The organism is Roseibacillus ishigakijimensis (genome assembly GCF_016595415.1).
In the GTDB taxonomy this organism is placed as follows: Bacteria; Verrucomicrobiota; Verrucomicrobiia; order Verrucomicrobiales; family Akkermansiaceae; genus Roseibacillus; species Roseibacillus ishigakijimensis.
In genome coordinates, this window is sequence record NZ_JAENIO010000056.1 from 1 (window position 1) to 19,444 (window position 19,444).

The 19,444-nt window shown below is 59.7% G+C and carries 15 protein-coding genes; 9 read left to right on the top strand and 6 right to left on the bottom strand.

What is annotated here, in order from left to right; all coding sequences use genetic code 11:
* Positions 1-200 precede the first annotated feature (200 nt).
* Together JIN78_RS15505 and larC are read right to left on the bottom strand one after the other, a co-directional pair.
* Entirely contained in the window at positions 201-635 is a 435-nt protein-coding gene (locus JIN78_RS15505) for a DUF5069 domain-containing protein (protein WP_200392909.1), read from the bottom strand.
* A gap of 86 nt (positions 636-721) precedes the next feature.
* Complete coding sequence (gene larC / locus JIN78_RS15510; protein ID WP_200392911.1) at positions 722-1,996, bottom strand: nickel pincer cofactor biosynthesis protein LarC; 1,275 nt, start codon at positions 1,994-1,996, stop codon at positions 722-724.
* A 395-nt stretch (positions 1,997-2,391) separates the two neighbouring features.
* Between larC and tnpA the strand changes: the two genes are divergently transcribed.
* Both tnpA and JIN78_RS15520 read left to right on the top strand, forming a co-directional pair.
* Positions 2,392-2,847: an IS200/IS605 family transposase gene (gene tnpA / locus JIN78_RS15515; RefSeq protein WP_200392913.1), complete on the top strand. Its 456-nt coding sequence runs from the start codon at positions 2,392-2,394 to the stop codon at positions 2,845-2,847.
* Between the two features lie 1,110 nt (positions 2,848-3,957).
* Entirely contained in the window at positions 3,958-5,370 is a 1,413-nt protein-coding gene (locus tag JIN78_RS15520) for a tetratricopeptide repeat protein (protein ID WP_200392914.1), read from the top strand.
* 3 nt (positions 5,371-5,373) lie between these two features.
* Here JIN78_RS15520 and JIN78_RS15525 read toward each other — a convergent pair whose 3' ends face one another.
* Positions 5,374-5,520, bottom strand: coding sequence for a hypothetical protein (locus JIN78_RS15525; RefSeq protein ID WP_200392915.1), 147 nt, complete (start codon positions 5,518-5,520; stop codon positions 5,374-5,376).
* Between the two features lie 45 nt (positions 5,521-5,565).
* Here JIN78_RS15525 and JIN78_RS15530 point away from each other — a divergent pair, with 45 nt between their 5' ends.
* The 5 genes from JIN78_RS15530 to JIN78_RS15550 all read left to right on the top strand — a co-directional run bounded on the left by JIN78_RS15530 (position 5,566) and on the right by JIN78_RS15550 (position 12,059).
* Positions 5,566-6,417, top strand: coding sequence for a PEP-CTERM sorting domain-containing protein (locus JIN78_RS15530; RefSeq protein ID WP_200392916.1), 852 nt, complete (start codon positions 5,566-5,568; stop codon positions 6,415-6,417).
* Between the two features lie 133 nt (positions 6,418-6,550).
* Complete coding sequence (locus tag JIN78_RS15535) at positions 6,551-8,290, top strand: sugar phosphorylase (RefSeq protein WP_200392917.1); 1,740 nt, start codon at positions 6,551-6,553, stop codon at positions 8,288-8,290.
* A 95-nt stretch (positions 8,291-8,385) separates the two neighbouring features.
* On the top strand, positions 8,386-9,546 hold the full coding sequence (locus tag JIN78_RS15540) for a vWA domain-containing protein (protein WP_200392918.1): 1,161 nt from the start codon (positions 8,386-8,388) through the stop codon (positions 9,544-9,546).
* Positions 9,547-9,607: 61 nt separating this feature from the next.
* Positions 9,608-10,306, top strand: a complete 699-nt coding sequence (locus JIN78_RS15545; RefSeq protein ID WP_200392919.1) for a response regulator transcription factor — start codon at positions 9,608-9,610, stop codon at positions 10,304-10,306.
* On the top strand, positions 10,293-12,059 hold the full coding sequence (locus JIN78_RS15550; RefSeq protein WP_200392920.1) for a sensor histidine kinase: 1,767 nt from the start codon (positions 10,293-10,295) through the stop codon (positions 12,057-12,059). The genes JIN78_RS15545 and JIN78_RS15550 overlap by 14 nt, the downstream gene beginning before the upstream one ends.
* 10 nt (positions 12,060-12,069) lie before the next feature.
* Here the strand turns inward: JIN78_RS15550 and JIN78_RS15555 are convergent, their stop codons facing one another.
* Positions 12,070-12,783 carry a trypsin-like serine protease gene (locus JIN78_RS15555; RefSeq protein WP_200392921.1) on the bottom strand — a complete coding sequence of 238 codons (714 nt, stop codon included), beginning with the start codon at positions 12,781-12,783 and terminating at the stop codon, positions 12,070-12,072.
* 268 nt (positions 12,784-13,051) lie between these two features.
* On the opposite strand from JIN78_RS15555, the gene JIN78_RS15560 reads away from it, so the two are divergent.
* Together JIN78_RS15560 and JIN78_RS15565 are read left to right on the top strand one after the other, a co-directional pair.
* Positions 13,052-14,125, top strand: a complete 1,074-nt coding sequence (locus JIN78_RS15560) for a DUF2891 domain-containing protein (RefSeq protein ID WP_200392922.1) — start codon at positions 13,052-13,054, stop codon at positions 14,123-14,125.
* A 75-nt stretch (positions 14,126-14,200) separates the two neighbouring features.
* Positions 14,201-16,069 (top strand): DUF5060 domain-containing protein, encoded by a 1,869-nt coding sequence (locus tag JIN78_RS15565; RefSeq protein WP_234038035.1) that lies wholly within the window; start codon positions 14,201-14,203, stop codon positions 16,067-16,069.
* Here the strand turns inward: JIN78_RS15565 and JIN78_RS15570 are convergent.
* Positions 16,020-16,598 carry a hypothetical protein gene (locus JIN78_RS15570; protein ID WP_200392924.1) on the bottom strand — a complete coding sequence of 193 codons (579 nt, stop codon included), beginning with the start codon at positions 16,596-16,598 and terminating at the stop codon, positions 16,020-16,022. The two genes, JIN78_RS15565 and JIN78_RS15570, sit on opposite strands and share 50 nt — an antisense overlap.
* A 220-nt stretch (positions 16,599-16,818) precedes the next feature.
* Complete coding sequence (ilvD, locus tag JIN78_RS15575; protein ID WP_200392925.1) at positions 16,819-18,663, bottom strand: dihydroxy-acid dehydratase; 1,845 nt, start codon at positions 18,661-18,663, stop codon at positions 16,819-16,821.
* Positions 18,664-19,444 lie beyond the last annotated feature (781 nt).

Here is a 19,444-nt window from a genome sequence, read left to right on the forward strand (position 1 = left end):
TAGGGAAAAGGCTCTGTGGAACTCTGGGTCTCAGTGTCTCTGTGACTAGGTGGTTGAGGTTTCGACACAGAGTCGCGGAGCCGCAAAGGTTCGCGAAGTTGTTTTTTAGAGAAAAGGCTCTGTGGAACTCTGAGCCTCAGTGTCTCTGCGACAAAAAAGAAAACAGGACCGACGCGGTGCCGATCCTGTGCCTCTTGAGTTTAGGCAATCTCGCCTTTGTGGAAGAGAGCCCAGTCGTCGAGGTTGTTGAGATTGACGGCGTCCTTGATGCTGCCGTCGTCTGCCAGGCCGGCTCCAGCGAGGATCTCGGCGCGGGTGGCGTCGTCGTGAATGTATCCGTCCACGCCTGCGTTGTGCTGCGCAATGGCGTCAGCGTCGAAATCTCCGTTTTCTTTCACCCAGGCTTCGCACTGCACGTAGCTGGGCTTTTCGCTGTTGATGAAGTTCAAAAACGCTTCGCGGTCGATCTTGAGCGCGTCGAGAGTCATCTGGTCGTAGCCTGCACCGGCGGCGGGATACTCGTCATGGAGCTTGCCCACGGCAGCGAGAGAGGCCTTTTGCCAAAGGCGGGGCAGGTGCTTGACGCCGAGAGGACCGGCGGTGCCGGAGCTGATGGTTGGTACGGTTTTGCTCATAATTGCTAAGGCGGGTTTGTTCTGAACCCGTCTTAGAAATAGCTCACTGGCTGGGCTCTGCAATGGGAAAGCCTTGGCATTTTCCTTCAATGGTGATGGTCGTGATCGTGAGGGTGACTGTGCCCGTGGTCATGGCCGTGATCATGCGAATGGCCGTGGTCGTGCGAATGGCCGTGGTCGTGGGGGAGGTGGAGGGCATGGGCGGCGTCGTGCTTGGCGATCGCGTAGATTTCGCGCAGGGGGAGGCCGCTCTTTTCGGCGGCGGTGCGGCAGTCTTCGTATTCGGGGATGACCTTGGCGGCGTGGCCGGGGACCTCCGCGATTTTCACCCGAATGTCACCGTGTGGGGTGGTGATCGTTTCGCTGCGGCGGGGCAGAGAGTCGCGCCGCACTTCGCTGCGCCGCACGCCGAGGGTGGAGGTCTCGGCGAGGAGAATGTTTTGCAGGGAATCGGCATGGGCGGGCTTGGCCAATACCTGCAACTGCACGCCGGGGCGATCCTTTTTCATCTGGGCGGGCAGCACGGCCACGTCGAGGGCTCCCTGCGCCATGAGCTTGCGGGCGACGTGCCCGACCACTTCGGGGGATTCGTCGTCGAGGTTGCTCTCCAGCTGCACGAGGGTCTCGCTGATGAGGCCGCTCTCGCCTGCACTGTCGCCCAAGATGAGTCGCAGGACGTTGGGATACTTGAAGTCTGCCGTGCCCGCGCCGTAGCCGATGGCATTGAGGGTGAGGGGCGGAATGGGGCCGTAGCCGTCGGCCACTTCCGAGAGGATGGCCGCGCCGGTGGGGGTCACCAGCTCTTTCTCAATGGGACTACCCACGATGGGACAGCCTTTCAGCAGGGAGAGAGCGGCGGGGGCGGGGAGTGGAATCTCGCCATGGGCGCCGAAGACAAAGCCCCGCCCGAGCGGAAAGGGTGAGACGATGATGCGCTCGATGCCCAGGGCCTCCATCCCGGCCAGCGCGCCGCAGACGTCGACGATGGCATCCACGCCGCCTACCTCGTGGAGATGAACCTTGTCCACCTGCGAGTTGTGAATGGCGGCCTCGGCTTCGCAAATGCGGTAAAAGATGCGGTTGGCGCGCTCCTTGACCCAGTCGGAGAGGTCGGAGTCGTTGACGACCTTCTGCAAATCGGCGAGGTGGCGCTCCGGGGCGTGGTCGTGGACGTGCACGTCGACCTTGGTGGCGGAGAAGCAGTTTTTGAGGACTTTTTTGCTGTGGAGGTGGAAGTCATCGAGGTGGAGCTTGTTGAGCTCGGCCTCCAGAGTGGCAATCGGCAGTCCGGCATCCACCAGTGCGCCGAGAATCATGTCCCCCGAGGCCCCCGAAACGAGGTCGAAATACGCAGTCGTCATCGCCACCGTGGTAGAGCTTTTTTCCGGGAGGAGAAAGGAGAATTCTGCAAGGGCCGGGGAATAGGCAGCGATGATTCCGGGGGGGCGTGGGTGGGGAAGGTTCGGTAGGTTGTAGCGTTCCGTTGGAACGCGTGTGGTTTGGGGGCGCGGGGACCCGGGGTTACACCCCGGGCTGAAATGTGATGTCCCGTTGGGACGGGTGGGTGCTGGCGAGGAAAACGGCACCGAAGGTGCGGGACATATCAGCCCATGGTGAAACCATAGGTTAATGGTCCGACCATTCCGCGTTCCAACGGAACGCGACATCTCGGACGCCCCCTCCGTCTCTCTCGGGCCTCAACTTGCTCATTCTTTGCTGGTTTTATCTCTTGGTCTGGAGATTCTGGTGGCTTGTCATGCCCCAATCTCTTTCCAATATCCTCGTCCATCTCATCTTTAGCACCAAAGATCGTTACCCTTGGTTCGAAGCGCCGGAACTCCGCAGCCGAGCTCATGCTTATCTCGCCGGGGTGGTCCGGCGTTGCGATTGCGAGGCTTATCGGGTTGGAGGGGTCGCCGATCATGTTCACCTCGCCATCCGGCTTTCACGCACTCTCACCATCGCAGGCTTGGTCAAGAACCTCAAAACCGGGTCCAACCAATGGCTCAAAGAGCATTCTCCCGCTTTTCAACAATTCGCCTGGCAACAAGGCTATGGAGCTTTTTCCATTGGCATGAGCCAAAAGGAGGCCCTGCTCCGATACATTGATGGGCAAGAAGAGCACCACCGCAACTTGACCTTCCAAGAGGAATATCGCTCTTTCCTCCGCAAATATGGTGTCGATTTTGATGAACGTTACCTCTGGGATTGAGTGGTTTCTTGGGAGAAATTCCCTTTGATTCTGGAGATTTAACCTCGTTCGCTTGTTGCGTTCCGTTGGAACGCGGGATTCGGGGGGGCCTATACCCATGGTTTCACCATGGGCTGGTATGTGAGGGTCCCGTTGGGACCCGAAACGGTCCTGTTGACTGCGTATCGTTGCGAATTACCCCAACGGGGTTTTTGCAGGGGTCCTTTTCCATGGTTTCAGCATGGGTTGGTGTGTGAGAACGGATCTCCCAACGGGAGATGACATATCAGCCCGGGGTGTAACCCCGGGGTTCCGGTGGCCCCCGTGTTTTGCGTTCCGAAGGAACGCCACAGAGCCGACGAATTTTTATTGGTGTCCGAAACGCGCCGGGTCCGTCATTGCGTGTTTTCGTCCTGTTCTCTTTCTGTTCGCCTGTTGCGTTCCGTTGGAACGCGTGATTCGGAGGGCCCCCTATACCCATGGTTTCACCATGGGCTGGTATGTGGGGGTCCCGTTGGGACCCGAAACGGTCCTGTTGACTGCGTATCGTTGCGAATTACCAACGGGGTTTTTGCAGGGGTTCTTGTCCATGGTTTCATCATGGGTTGGTGTGTGAGAACGGATCTCCCAACGGGAGATGAGATACCAGCCCGGGGTGTAACCCCGGGGTTCCGGTGGCCCCGTGTTTTGCGTTCCGAAGGAACGCCGCATAGCTGACGAATTTTTATTGGTGTCCGAAACGCGCCGGGTCCGTCATTGCGTGTTTTCGTCCCGTTTTCTTTCGGTTCGCCTGTTGCGTTCCGTTGGAACGCGTGATCCTGGGGGATGCCTATACCCATGGTTTCACCATGGGCTGGTATGTGAGGGCCCCGTTGGGACCCGAAATGGTCCTGCACCCATGCGAGAGGCCATTGTGGAACCGCAAAAAGTCCCTGCATCAGTGCGAGAGGCCATTGTGGGACCGCAAAACGTCCCTGCACCCATGCGAGAGGCCATTGTGGAGCCGCAAAACGGCCCTGCACCCATGCGAGAGGCCATCGGGGCCTCCCGAAACCTCCCTGCCTTGTCCGCAAGTGGAAACGGGAGTGGACTCAGAAGAGTTGATAGTCGGGAGGGACTTTTTCCGGTAGCATGAAGACTATGGACGATTTGCCGGCTAGTGAATTGGAGCAATTTCTGGAAAAAGCCCTTGCTCAGTCCCACTCGGCGGAAAGCAGCTCCAAGCAGGTGACCCGCCGCGAGCAGTTGAAGGAAGCCGCTTTGCGGGCGGGGCTCAGCGAGGACCAATGGGAGCAGCTCTGCACCGAGGCCCGGGACCACCGCACGCGGGGAGAGAATTTTTTGCAGGCTGAGAATTGGGACGATGCTGTCGCGGAGCTGGAAAAAGCGCTTGTCGTGATGCCCTACGACGTCGATCTGCGTTTTCAGCTCGGGCTCGCCCACTTGGGGGAGTTCGAGGCCATCGGGCGGCGCGAGAACCGGCAGCGGGCGGAGAAACTTTTTCGCGATTGTCTCCAGCGCGAGCCTCACCATAGCGGCGCGGCCCGGGCCCTGACGGCCTTGGAAAAAAAGAAGGGGCGGTCGCCGCGTCTCTCCCTGCTGGTGGGGCTGGTGGCGGGACTGCTCTATTTCCTTGTGAGGCTCTTCTCCGGAGGAGGCGAGGGGGAGGCCCCGGCCGTCCAGCCCGCCCCTCCCGCATCATCTGCGGGGCAAGAAACCGGGCGCGCTTCGCAGAATTCGCCGCCGCCGGAGGAGGGAAGGGCCGCGCCGATCAGGCGGAGCTTGCCGGTGGAGTTTCCGCTCGCGGACTTGGAGGAGGGCTTTTCCTTCGAGGTTCGGTCCTCCCAGTTGATCGATTACCGGGGCAAATTCAGCTACGAGCTCCAGGGGGTCACTCGGGTCGAGTCGGTGGAGGTGGGTCGGATGATCGGGACTCTGGAGTTGGTTGGGGCGCAGGAGGAGGTCGTTGCCAGCCAGCGGGTGGAGCTTTGGCCCACCTTCCGCAGCGCGGCCCTGCCCGGGGACAGTCTTCCTTTGCGGGCACTCATTTTTCAACAAAAGGAGGCTTCTTCCATTCAGTCTGCCCGGCTTCTCCTGAGCGAGCACGAGCTTCTGCCCTTTGCCGGCACGGTCGAGGGAGGTCCGGAGCTGGTTCTCGCCGAGGGGATCAGTCTGCCACCGCATGTCGCCCTTGAGGTGCGGGTGCGCTCCCTCTCGCGCCAGCCGGGAGGAATTGGTAACGAGGGGAGGGCCAAGCTGAAAGTCGTTCTGACCGTGCGGAATACGGGCCAGCGGGCCATTCGCCGCTTGACCCTGCAGCTGGCCGTGCTCGATGCTGCGGGCGACGCCTTGCCATTGGTCAAGAGCAAGTTGATGACCGCTCTGACCAGCGGGCCCGGTCCCGACGAGGTTCCGGTCGTCCCTGGCATCCATCCCCCGCTGCTGCCTGGCGAGCGTCGGGTGGCGGAGGCCTCCCTGTTTATCCCGGACGCCGCTCCCGCTGATCTCGGCGAATTGCGTTGGCAGGGAGTGGTGGTGGAGTAGCCTTCACTCCTCCACCGCCAGCGGAGAGCGGGCGATGATTTCGTTCAAGCGCCGTTTGTGGTTCCGCGTGATGTCGGTGAGCGGGTGAAAGAGGCTAAGGACTAGGGAAGAGGCGGCAATGAGAAGGGCCAGTTGCCGTAAGTCCAGCAAGCGAACAAGGAAACTGCGCCCTCGGCCAAAGGTGCGAATGAGGAAATGAAGACCAGGCGAATCAACAGGTTGACTGTTTTTCAGGTCGGCGGGAGGTATTTATTATGTATTCTGCTGGATGAGAGTCAGCAGGTGTTTGTTTCTGGCACCCCTGCGCTCTTGTTAAACTATCATTTTATGAAACTCAATCGCTCCATTTTTCATTTTGTATCTATTCTAGGGGTGGCTGCCTGCGGAACTCTGCAAGGTGCGGTCGTTGTAAATGCGCAAGGTTCGGGCACCGAGGACTCTGACCCTTTTCCCGCTGCTTTTACCCCTGTGAGTAGCACTGATCTGATCAATTCGGATCAAGCCTCCTTCCTGAGTATCAGCGATGTTAATACTGGTGGGCGTCCCAATACCGTGGGACTTCTCAACGACGGAATCGTGGGAGTTGGAAATGACTTTGAAGCCCAGTTCAATACGGGCTCAATCACCTTCAATCTGGATCTGGCGGAGAGCCCGTTGGGATATACGATCACCAATGTGAACACTTATTCAGCGTGGAATACTCAGTCAGGCGGGAGGTCAGACCAAGAATACACGCTCACCATGATTTTGCTGAATGATAGCGAAGTGGAGATCGTGTCGGGAACTCACTACGCCAATACCACCACCGCTCCGGGCGAGAATGGAGAAGTCAATGTGTGGACCGAAGTTTTGATTTCGGACGATGACTCAGGCGTGCTTGCTACTGGGGTCAAGGCGGTTCGTTTTGACTTCGCCACGGGAGCGAATGCGGGTGGAACGGCGACCTACAACGAGTTCGATATTATCGGCACTGCAGTCCCAGAGCCTTCGACTGCCTTGCTTGGGGTCTTCGGTCTTCTTGCTTTGTCTGCACGGAAGCGCCGCTAGGGCCTGTCGAGTGTTAAGATTTCAAAAAAACCGTTCCCGGAGTGATTCGGAAACGGTTTTTTTTTGCGATGGAATCTTGGGGCGGCGAATACCCTTGGTGGCTGGCGTGGGATTTGCTTAGTGCAGTGAACCCATGAAATTGATCCGCCGCACCACCTTTTCCCGCATGAAGTTGCGCTTGGCCCGTCTCTATGGACCCGAAAAGGCGGAGGAGCTGGCCGACCGGCTCTACATGCTCATCGGGCGCTATGGGGTGCAGCCGCGCGATGGCTACGAGATGGGCGCGGAGGCCATCAACTGGACCGAGCAGGATGTGGTGTTGATCACTTATGGCGACATGATCCGGCGGCCCGGCGAGAGTCCCTTGTCCACGCTCAAGAACTTCTGTGACCGCCGCCTGCGCGATGCCATCAATGGCGTGCACATCCTGCCCTTCTCGCCCTCGAGCTCGGACGGGGGCTTTTCGGTCATCGACTATCGCGAGGTGGACGAGCATCTCGGCAGCTGGGCGGAGGTCCAGCGCATCGGGCGCGACTACAAGCTGATGGTCGATCTGGTGCTCAATCACTGCTCGCGGCAGAGCGAATGGTTTCAGAGCTATGTGCGGGGCATCGCGCCTTACAAGGACTATTTCATTGAGGAAGAACCGGGTCAGGAGTGGCTCAAGGGGGTGACCCGGCCGCGACCGCACGACCTCCTATCGCCCACCGAGACACCCACCGGGCTGCGGCATATCTGGACCACCTTCAGTCCCGATCAGGTGGATGTGAACTGGAAGAGTCCCGATGTTCTATTCGATTTTCTCGATATTCTGCTCGACTACGTGGCCCGGGGCGCGGTCATCGTGCGGCTGGATGCAGTGGCTTTTCTCTGGAAGGAAAAGGACACCACCTGCATTCACCTCCCGCAGACGCACGAGGCCATCAAGCTCTTTCGCGATGTCCTGCGCATTGCCGCGCCGCACGTCATCCTGCTGACGGAGACCAATGTGCCCCATGAGGAGAATATCTCTTACTTCGGGGAAGGGGATGAGGCCCAGATGGTTTACAACTTCGCTCTCCCGCCCCTGCTTTTGCACGCTCTTCTGCGGGGGGATTCGTCCTATTTGCAAAAGTGGGCCAGTGGGCTCGGCGCTCTCCCGGAGGGCTGCACCTACTTCAACTTCACCGCCAGTCACGATGGCGTGGGGGTGCGTCCCATCAGTGGTCTGGTGCCGGAGGAAGAGCGCGATTGGATGATCGAGCGCATCCAGGAGCGCGGGGGATTGGTCAGCTACCGGGCCATGCCGGATGGCTCGCAGTCGCCCTACGAGATGAACGTCACCTACCGCAGCGCCTTGGAAGTGCTGGGCAATCCCGAGCTGGGGGCGCGGCGCTTCATTTGCTCGCAGGCGGTGATGCTGGCGCTGGCGGGGATTCCCGGGGTCTACTTCCACTCCATCGTGGGTGAGCACAATTGGACGGAGGGTCCCCAGCGCGAGGGCGGGGAACGCCGTGACATCAATCGCCGCCGTCTCAGCTGGACTGAGATCGAGAAACTCCTCGACGATCCGGAGGGGGAGTCGGGCTGGATTGCCAATGTCTACGCCTCCATGCTGCGGGTGCGCCGCACTTGCGCCGCCTTTCATCCTGATGCCCCGCAGGAGATCCTCGCCACTCCGGGTTCCTTCTTCGCCCTCCTCCGCACCTCGCTGGATGGCGAGCGCAAGGTCCTTTGCGTCTTCAATTTCAGCGAAAAAGAGCTTCCGCTGAAAGAGGAGTGGGTGCGGGAGCATCTCGGGCATCTGCCCTCCCGCAATCTGCTCCGCCGCAAGCGCCAGCTCGATGCCAGCGATTGGAATCTGGGCGGCTACGAGTGCGTGTGGCTGGAGTGAGGGGGGCGGCTTTTACGAAGCCCTTACAGTAGGGCGGGCCGTTCTGGCGCTTATTGGGGGAAGGACACAGCGTCCTTTGTAACCAAACAAGTGCTATGAAAATCATCTCCCTACCTCTCGCCGTCTGCGGGACCTTCCTCAGCTTCGGAACTCCCCTTTTTTGTCACGAAAAGCCGACGAAGGAGACAGCCAGCGAAAAGGCTGAGGCCGAAGCTCCGAAGATCCAACTGGCCCTTCTTCTGGACACCAGCAACAGCATGGACGGGCTCATTCAGCAGGCCAAGACCGAACTCTGGTCCATCGTGAACACCTTCGGAAATACCCGGAAAGACGGCCAGCAAGCCTTTGTAGAGGTCGCGCTTTATGAATACGGCAACAATTCCTTGTCGGAGGAAAGCTACTGGATTCGCGAGGTGCTGCCTTTCACTCGCGATCTCGATCGGCTCAGCGAGGAACTCTTTGCCCTCACCACCCATGGCGGGGAGGAATACTGTGGCGCGGTGGTGCGGCGGGCGGTGCAGCAGTTGCAGTGGGCGGAGACCCCGGGCACCTACAAGGCCATCTTCGTGGCCGGGAACGAGCCCTTCAACCAAGGCCCCATCGACCCCGGTTCCGCCTGCCGCGAAGCCATGGGGGCGGGCGTGGTCGTCAATAGCATCCACTGCGGCGACGAGGCCACGGGGGTGAGCACGGGTTGGAAGTCCGGCGCTCTCGTCACCGGAGGGAGCTTCAGCGTTATCGACCAAAATAAAGAAGTGGCCGCGATCGAGTGCCCTCAGGATAAGATTATTATCGAGCTCAATGGCAAGCTCAACGAGACCTACATTCGCTTTGGCAGCAAGGGACAGGAGTTTAAGGCCAACCAGCTGCGGCAGGATGAGAACGCCGCCAGTTCCCATGAGGCGCAGGTGAATCGGGCCGTGACCAAGGCGACCGGGAACTACTGGAACCGTTCCTGGGACCTGGTGGATGCTTGTCAGGAAGCCGAGTTCGATTGGAGCACGGTGAAAAAGGAGCATTTGCCGGAAGAGATGCAGGGGTTGTCCGTGGCTGAATGCAAAGCCCTGGTGGCGGAAAAGACGGCCGAGCGGGCGGCGATCCAGAAGCGGATTCAAGAGCTGAACAAGGAACGGGCTGCCTACCTTGCCGTCGAGAGGAAGCGCTTGAGCGGAGAGGAAGGACAGACTCTCGGCGCCGAAGTCCGGCGCGCGGTGACCGCGCAGGCCCGCGCCTTGGGTTATCGCTTGGGGGAGTGAGGTCTACAGGAGGCTCCGGAGGCTTGTTCCTCCGGAGTTTTTTTGGCAAAGAAGAGAGCGAATGGAAGCCCCCACTATTCTGGTCGTGGAAGACGACCACGCGGTCCGGCAGGGAGTGGTCGATGCCTTGACCTTCTCTGGCTATCAGGTCCTCTCCGCCGCTGATGGCGCAGAAGGGCTCCGCCTCGGGCTCCAGGCCAATTACCAGCTGATGTTGCTGGATCTCATTCTTCCCAAGCTGGGAGGTTTCGAGCTTTTGGCCGAAGTGCAGCGGCAGCGCCCCGGACAGGCGGTCATTATTCTTTCCGCCAAGGGCGAGGAGGATGACCGGGTGCGAGGGCTCAAGCTCGGGGCTGATGACTACGTGCTCAAGCCCTTTGGCCCCCGTGAATTGCTGGCCCGGGTTCATGCCGTGCTGCGTCGCAGTAAAGAGCGGCCGCCGGTGGTCGAGACCTGGAGCTACCTTCAGGGAACGGCGGATTTTTCCCGATGCGAGATCCGCTATCGCGAGGGCGGGCGCTGTGAGCTGTCGGAGCGGGAAGGGCAACTTTTGCGCTACTTGGCTGCTCATTCCGGCCGCGCCGTTTCGCGGGATGAGCTCTTGCAAAGGCTATGGGGAGTGGAGGCCAAAAGGATGGAGACCCGCACCATTGATATGCACATCGTGTCCCTGCGAAAGAAACTGCGGGCCCCCGAGATGATTCTCACCGTGCGGGGGAAAGGATACATGTTGGAAAGGAGTGGGGATGAGCCGGGATAGAGGCCTTTGGTTGGCCCTGGTCGTCTGCGGCGGCTTGATTCTCGCGGCTTTTGCTTCCCTCAGTATCCGGCTGCTGGATATGGAGCAGCAACGTTACCAGGATATCGCGGGGGCCGATCTCGAAGAACGATCCCGGCTGGCTTTGGCGCAGATGGATGGCGCGGCCCATGGCTTGTTGATTGCGGAGAACCAACGTCCGGCGGAGGCTTTTCAAGCGGTGATGCCTGATGGACAGCTCTCGCCCCTGTTGGCTGGGCGGGGAGACTTTGTCCGACTCTATTTCGAAATCGATGCCCAGGGGCAGATTCGTTCTCCCCAGGTCCCTTCCGCTGAGGAAAGAAGTCGGGTGCGGGCGGCAGGAGTCGGGGAAGAGGAATTGGCGGAGTTCTCCGAAAAATTCACTGCCCTGAAGGCTGTTCTCAATCGTGATTTCGATGGTTTGAAGGGCTTCCAGATTGCCTGTGCGGAGGTCAGTAGCCTGACGGATTGGAATGAGGCCTTTCAGCAACAGCGGCCCGATTGGGCGGTGGCTCCCGAGAGCAAACAGGCCCCTGCTTATCAGGAGCAATTCAACAACGCGGTTCGTTCCAAGCGGGCAGCCGTCCTCGACGAAGCCACGCGGAAGGTGCAGGGAAATAGTTTTGCCTGGGGTCGGTCTGCAGGGCCGCGGTCACTGGGGGCCTTTGCTCCTCTCTGGCTGGACAAGGAGCTCTTTCTCATTCGCGACTATCAAATCGGCGAGGAACGGCGGCGTCAGGGGATCTGGTTGCGGGCGGATGAACTGCGGGAAAACCTCCTCGCCGGGGTCAAGGACTGGTTGGCCAAAGCGACGCTGGAACCGGTGGGGAAGGTGAATTCCGCTGACCCGCTGGCCTTGGTCTCCTTGCCTTGGCGGCTGGCGCGGCAGGAGTCGCCCCACGCCGAGGTCCCGGGTTGGACCCCGCTGCGCATTTCCCTGCTGGTGGGCTGGATGGCCCTCATTCTGGCCCTGCTGGCGGCGTCTTTCCTTGTGCGCGGAGTGGTTCGACTGAGTGAACGGCGAGCCGATTTTGTCTCCTCCGTCACCCACGAGCTGCGCACGCCCCTGACGACTTTTCGCCTGTATTCCGGAATGTTGGTCGATGGCATGGTGCCGGAGGGCGAGAAGCGCCAGCGCTATCTGGAGACGATGAGCAGTGAGGCCGAGCGGCTGCACCATCTGGTGGAAAACGTGCTCGCCTATTCGCGTCTCGAGCGCGGCGGACCGGGGGTGCGGATGGAGAGCTCCACCCTGGGGGTGCTCTGGGACCGTTGTTGCGAACGCTTGCGGGAGCGGGTGGAGCAGGAGAACGCGCGCTTCGTGCTCGTGAACGCGAGTCCGGACTTTGCGCTCACCACCGACCTCTCGGGCGTGGAGCAGATTCTCTTCAACCTCGTCGACAATGCCTGCAAATACGGCTTGCCCGAGAGTGGCCCTCGCGAAGTGCGGGTGGAGGTTGTGGCCGAGGGGCGCGAGGCCCGCATCCTCGTCTGCGATCGCGGGCGAGGCATCCGGTTTTCCGAAAGGCGGCGCTTGTTCCGTCCTTTCCACAAATCGGCCACCGCCGCGGCGAGCTCCCAGCCCGGAGTGGGGCTGGGATTGTCCCTTTGCCGTCGCCTGGCCCGCTTGCTCGGCGGGGACCTGACTTTGGAAAGAGTCCCCGAAGGGGCGTGCTTCCAGCTGCGGTTGCGCGGGGAGGGAAGAAGCTCTCTTCTCGTCAACTCGGCGACTTGACTGGCGGGCCTTATTTTTTCTGCAAAAAGGGAGTCAACCAACCGAGGGCCGGGGCGATCTTGGCGTAGTTGCTTCGGTTTCCGTAGCCCGGATTCTTGCCGTTGCTGGCAGTGGAGGCGATGCCGCAGAGCTGCCAGCCTTGGGCAGTTTCCACGAAGAGAGGAGAACCGCTGTCCATCTGGGCCACGGTGACCTCTTGCTCCTCGCCTTTTCCGGGGGGGCTGAGGTCGCAGGACCACTTGCCTCCGCGCTCTTGGTCGATGCGATTGTAGCCGCCGCGAAAGACTCCGTGGAAGTGGCAATCCCCAACGGGACCGGATTTGCCAAAGCCGCCTAGCCAGACCCTGCGGCCCTGCACGGGCGTCTTTTCCTTGGCCAAGGAGATGGACTCGTGTTCCTTCACCTTCTCGGTCAGCTCCAACAAGGCGAAATCGCCCGTCGGCGGGAAGTGGATGGCTTTGATGGCAAGGGCTTTGGTCTCCAGGGCGGGGAACTTGACTGCGAGAAAATCAGCCTGCCACTTCTCCGTGCCATGGCGGGAGGTGAGGACCCAGCGGCCGTCGAGGAGAACGCAACTGCCCCCGAGCACGCGGAGGGGTGAGTAAAGCAATTGGCCGACATTCCGCATCGGGCCAGTGGCTTCCTTTTGCGGCTGGCTCTCCTCCTGCCAGACGATGGCAGGGCAAAGGGCGGTGAGGAGAAAAAGAAGGAGGGCGATCTTCATCACGAGAGAAACGACCACCGCGCCCCGGGATTGGCCAGGTTCTTTCGGAGAGACCAAATTCTTACCGCAGGCGGGTAAGGTTAGGGGCCTGGACGTCAATTGCGATGAGGCGAGAAAAGGCCGTTCGGCACTGGAGGAGGTGGGAGGAATTGCATAGGGGCTGTTAGCGGGGGAGAGGCAGCGGCCCGCAGAGATTTTGCCAGCAGTGAGGCCAGCGTTTGGGCTCCCGTCTTGCCTCGTCGTTCAACTTCCGCTTTCCTGTCGGCACGTGAAATGGTTCCTCGCTTTGCTCATGATGATGACGACTTCCTTTGCTGAAAAATCGACCCTGGAGGTGAACGAGGCGGGCCGTTTTGTGGAGCTCGCTCTGGCCGGTCTGGACCGCGAGTTTCCTAACAAACCGGGTCACGTCTGGCGCTCGGCGGAGGATGGCAAGACCCCGCGCGAGTGGACGCCCGTCTTCTACGGCCATTTTGATTGGCATTCCTCGGTGCATGGCCATTGGACCTTGGTGCGCTTGTTGAAGCTGTTTCCCGAAGCCGAGTGGGCGGCCGAAGTGCGGGAAGTCCTCGCCGCGCGCTTCACACCGGAGGACTTGCAAAAGGAAGCCGATTATCTCGCAGCTAATCCCAGCTTCGAGCGCATGTATGGCTGGGCTTGGGCGCTCCGCTTGGCGCTGGAACTCCGTTCTTGGGAGGATGAGCAGGCGCAGGACTGGGCCGCTCATTTCAAGCCGTTGGAGGAGGTCATTGTGGCCCATGCCAAGGCCTATCTGCCCAAGCTGGATTGGCCCATCCGCTGTGGATTCCACCCCGAAACCGCCTTTCCTCTGGCCCAGTTTCTCGACTATGCCCGGGGAGTGGAGGACGAGGAGTTTGCGGATTTGTTAGAGAAGAAGGCGAAGCAGTTTTACCTTGCTGATTATGACTATCCGGTGCGTTACGAGCCGTCTGGTAACGACTTCTTTTCGCCGGGGATGAATGAGGCCGACCTCATGCGGCGCGTTCTGCCGGGCCCTTCCTATTCGCGTTGGTTGGCCGGCTTCTTCCCCACTTTGGGTGAGGCCGAGCTTGGGAACCTTCTTTCCCCGGTGCAGGTCTCCGACTTGGAGGACGGGCACCTCGTTCATCTCGTCGGGCTCAATCTCACCCGCGCCTGGACCATGCGATCGGTGGCTGATTCCTTGCCCGAAGGCGATCGACGCCGTGAGATTCTGGCCGCCGCCGCCCAAGTTCATGCTCGTCAGGGGCTCGCCCAAGTCTGGAGTGGGAGCTACGAGGGCGAGCATTGGCTGGGCTCTTTTGCCGTTTATTACAAAACCGGGGTCGGGCGGCCGGAGTGACGAATTTCGTCAACTCTTTAACTGAAGATTTCTGTCTGAAAAACGATAGGCGTCGCGTAGGGCTGCATTGTGAAAATGCAAACCCCTCGTTCCTGGGTGGCGGGATGGCTCTTCGGAGCTTCCGTCGCTATCTCCTTTGGCGCTGACCTTCAACACCCCCGTCTCGCCGATGGCGACGGCTCGGTGGCTATCTCGGGTGAGAAAAAGCAATGGCATGCCATTACTCTGACCTTTGACGGGCCCTACGCCCATGAACGCGATGAAAGTCCCAATCCCTTCGCGGACTATGACTTGTCGGTGACTTTTAGTCATGAAGAGCACTCCTACACCGTGCCCGGTTATTTTGCCGCCGATGGTCATGCGGCCGAGACCTCCGCGCAGGCTGGCACCAAGTGGCGAGTCCACTTTTCTCCCCCCAGCGAGGGCCAGTGGAGCTATGAAGTGTCCTTTCTCAGTGCGCCCAATCTGATAGGTGGAGAGGTGGAGGGCGAGCCCGTGGAGCTCCTCCATGGCAAGAGTGGCAGCTTCGCTGTTGGGAAAACGGACAAGGAGTTTCCCGATTTTCGGGCCCGCGGCCGCCTAGCTTACGTGGGCGAGCACTACTTGCAGTTTCAGGGCGATGGCAGCTATTTCCTCAAGGCCGGAGCCGATGCTCCCGAGACTCTGCTAGCCTATGCGGACTTTGATGACACCCGGGCGCTCAACGAGAAAAAGTGCCCGGTCAAGACCTGGTCCGCGCACGAGAAGGATTGGCAGGAAGGGGACCCCACTTGGCAGGAGGGGAAAGGCAAAGGTCTCATTGGGGCTCTCAACTATCTGGCCGGCAAGGGGTGCAATGCCTTTTCCTTCCTTCCCTACAACGTCGATGGCGATGGCAACAACGTCTGGCCTTTCGTCGAGCCTCGCGCCAAATTTCACTATGACTGTAGTAAGCTCGACCAGTGGAATGTCGTCTTCAGTCATGCCCAGCGCCGGGGACTTTTCCTTCATTTCAAGATGCAGGAGACCGAGAATGACGACCATCGGCTCGGCCACAATAAGAAAGACGGCAAGGTGCGCGCCGCCCTTGATGGCGGCAAAACCGGGCCCGAGCGGAGGCTCTATTGTCGCGAACTCATCGCCCGCTTCGGACATCATCTCGCTTTGAATTGGAATCTGGGAGAGGAAAACACCCAGACCACCGAAGAGCAATTGGCGATGGCTTACTACATCCGGGAAGTCGATGCCTATGACAATCATGTCGTCCTCCACACTTACCCCGATCAACAGGATAAGGTCTATCGCCCGCTGTTAGGTAAAGAGGAGTTAACGGGAGTGTCTTTGCAAAACAGCAGTTTGCTCAAAGTTCATCCCCAGGTTCTCAAGTGGCGCCAGCAATCCCAAAAGGCTGGTCATCCCTGGGTGGTGGCTTTCGACGAGCCTGGCGACGCGGGGCAGGGAATGCCTGCCGATCCCGATTATCCGGGAATGCCCAAGGACTACCAGGGGCCGAGCATTGACGACTGCCGCAAATACACTCTTTGGGGGGCCTTGATGGCCGGGGGCATGGGAGTTGAGTATTACTTCGGTTACAAGTTGCCTCAGAATGATCTGGTTTGCGAAGATTGGCGGTCCCGCGACCAGAGCTGGGACTACTGTGGTTATGCCTTGGAGTTCTTCCGCCAGCAAAAGTTCCCTCTCGTCGAGATGAGTAATCGCAACGAGTTGATCGGGAACCAGAAAAACGATAACTCGAAATACTGCTTCGCCAAGGAAGGAGAGGTCTATCTGGTCTATCTTCCCAAGGGAGGCAAAACCGACCTCAAGTTGGCTGCGGCGGAGGGAGACTTCACCGTCACCTGGTTCAATCCTCGCGAAGGCAAAACGGGTGACCCCGCCGCCCTGCAGCTGCCTCTCACCGCCCCCGATCAAGAGGATTGGCTGGCCGTGGTGCGCAAGAAGTGAATCCTCGGTTCCCAGCCTGCTTGGACAGTCCAAGCAGGCAAAAGAAGGCGACCATCGCTAGGCCCAGAGAAAGGATGAGCCCTTCTAGTAGCGTCCAGGCAAGGATGTAGGAAAAGGATTCCAGCGTGGCAGGGGAGGTGATGTCGACGATCAGACTGAGGGAAAGTCCGGCCGCAAATCCGGCCCAATAGTCGGGGACGAAGAGAAGAGCTTGGGAGGTTTGCGGCTCGAGGGCCATCGCTAAAAAGGGACCTAGACTGGCCAGCGAGATGACAAGGCGAAAACGTAGAGCCAAATGAAGGGCCTTACCGACGAGGTGTTGGCGATTTCCCAATGCCGGTAAGCACATACTCAGTAACGTGTATCCCATGATGAAGCAGGCGACCCCCGTCACCATCGCCCCCGTCGCCAGGGGGGAGTCAAAGAGTTGGCCTCCGAAGCCAGCGATCAAAAAACTCGGCAGAGCATTGATAGCACAATGCCAAGACCAGAAACCCAATTGGCGAAGGAAGCGTTTACCAAGTCCCATGGTCAACAAGCTGATTCGGGATTGTGAAAAAGAGATGAAGGGACAGTGATTTTTTCGTGATAAGAATGCCTGATCTCCATCGGCCCTGACTCGCCTGAGCTGTTCGCCAAGATGAATACAATTACGGATGAGGGGGAAGAATATCGCTCTTACGAAAGCGATTTCTTTGCAGGGGAAAAAGCGGTGCCCGATGGGGCACCGGTTTGAAGGGAGCCGCTGATCAGGAGAACTCGTCAGGCAGGATGCGCACGGCGCCGAGGTCGGCGGAGGCCGCGAAGGCGGCGTAGGCTTTCAGAGCGGTCGTGACTTGGCGCGGGCGGTGCTCGACGGGTTTCCAGCCTTTTTCGTCTTGTTCGGCGCGGCGCTGGGCCAGTTCTTCATCGGAGATGGCAAGCCTGATGGTGCGGCCGGGGATGTCGATTTCGATGAGGTCCCCGTTGCGCACCAGGCCGATGGCTCCGCCCTGGGCGGCTTCCGGAGAGGCGTGGCCGATGGAGAGGCCGGAGGTGCCGCCGGAGAAGCGGCCGTCGGTGATGAGGGCGCATTCTTTGCCGAGGCCACGGGATTTCAGGTAGCTCGTGGGGTAGAGCATTTCCTGCATGCCGGGGCCCCCTTTCGGGCCTTCGTAGCGGATGACGACGACGTCCCCGGCTTTGACTTCTTTGCCGAGAATGCCTGCCACGGCGGCGTCTTGGCTCTCGTAAACAATGGCGGGGCCAGTGAATTTGAGGATGGATTCGTCCACGCCGGCGGTTTTCACGATGCAGCCGTCGAGGGCGATGTTGCCTTTGAGGACGGCGAGGCCGCCATCTTGGGAGAAGGCGTGTTCAGCGGACCGGATGACGCCTTTTTCGCGGTCGAGATCGAGATCCTCCCAGCGGGCGTTTTGGCTGAAGGCCGTCTGGGTGGGGATGCCGGCGGGCGCGGCGCGGAAGAAGTGACGGACTTTTTCGTCGTCGGTGCGGTCGATGGCCCAGTGGTCGATGGCGTCGCCAAGGGTCGGGCTGTGGACGGTCGGGGTGTCGCGGTGAAGGAGGCCGGCCTTGTCGAGTTGGCCGAGGATGGCCATGATGCCGCCGGCCCGGTGGACGTCTTCCATGTGGACGTCTTGTTTGGCAGGGGCGACTTTCGAGAGGCAGGGGACTCGACGCGAGAGGCGGTCGATGTCGTCCATGGTGAAGTCGATGCCACCCTCGTAGGCGGCGGCGAGGATGTGGAGAACGGTGTTGGTGGAGCCGCCCATGGCGATGTCGAGCGACATGGCGTTCTCGAAGGCTTTTTTGTTGGCGACATTGCGCGGGAGGATGGAGTCGTCGCCTTGTTCGTAGTAGCGGCGGGCAAGTTTGACGGCAATGTGGCCGGCCTCGAGGAAGAGGCGTTTGCGGTCGGTGTGGGTGGCGAGGGTGGAGCCGTTCCCCGGCAGGGAGAGGCCGAGGGCTTCGGTCAGGCAGTTCATCGAGTTGGCGGTGAACATGCCGGAGCAGGAGCCGCAGGTCGGGCAGGCCGAGCGCTCGATGGCGGCGACTTCTTCGTCACTGACGTTTTCATCGGCGGCGGCGACCATGGCATCGACGAGGTCGAGTGCTTTCGTTTTTCCGTTGAAGACGACTTTCCCGGCTTCCATGGGGCCTCCGGAGACGAAGACGGCGGGGATGTTCAGGCGCATGGCGGCGTTAAACATGCCGGGGGTGATTTTGTCGCAGTTGGAAATGCAGACCATGGCGTCGGCGCAGTGGGCGTTGACCATGTATTCCACGCTGTCGGCGATGACTTCGCGGGAGGGCAGGGAGTAGAGCATGCCGTCGTGACCCATGGCGATGCCGTCGTCCACCGCGATGGTGTTGAATTCTTTGGCAATGCCGCCGGCTGCCTCGATTTCGCGGGCGACGAGTTGGCCGAGATCCTTGAGGTGGACGTGTCCGGGGACGAACTGGGTGAAGGAGTTGACGACGGCGATGATGGGTTTGCCAAAGTCAGCGTCTTTCACGCCGGTGGCGCGCCAGAGGCCTCGGGCGCCAGCCATGTTGCGGCCGTGAGTGGTGGTGCGGGAGCGGTATTCGGGCATGGGTTCGGTCTTGCTTAGGTGGTGGGGGGAGGGGAGGAAAGCGTGAATCGGGGAATTTTGAAAGAGGGAAAGTGGGGCTTGGACCCAGTCGTTGCGAAGCCCGGAGAAGAGGTTGACGATCCCGAAGGGCCGAGAGGCAGGGAGGAGCCAGCAGGATGAGGTGGCGATCGAACAAATGAGGGACAGGGGCTGGGATAGTCAGGACGTAAGCTTATGACCAGTCGAACGCCGGTGCCCCTCGAATCATGGGAGCTCAGTCTTGCCGAGATAGAGGCCTTTGCTGGACACCGGTTTCGCCCAAACCGTCAGCCCCTCTCCGCACCTCTGCCAATTTCAAAAAACTATTCATAAAAAAGAAAACCGAATGGAAATAAGTTTTCCTTGTTTTGTACAGAAAGAACTGTTTTTTTGTTCTTTATGGCTGGAAAGCGTCTTTTTTCAATGGTCTACCCCCGCCGCTTCCATCACGAAAAAGGGTGGAGGAATACTCCAATTGGGCGGTATCCGGACGATGTGAGGCTCTTGAACTGACGTGAATCCGGTTTTAATATGGCTAAGTTTTTAGTGTTAGTTGTAAGCTTGTCTTTTGTACTTATTTTTATTTCTATGGATGAAAAACCTCGCTATGATTTTTCTCGTCTCGATAGCGTGGCTGATAGCTTCTCAAATAATAGAGAGGCTGCTGAAGGGAAGTGTCCCCGTCATCGTTAAAATAGAGGTGGTAGTTTGTCGGCCCACGCGTGAGCGTGAGGTCGCAAAAACCAAACCAAACCAACTACCG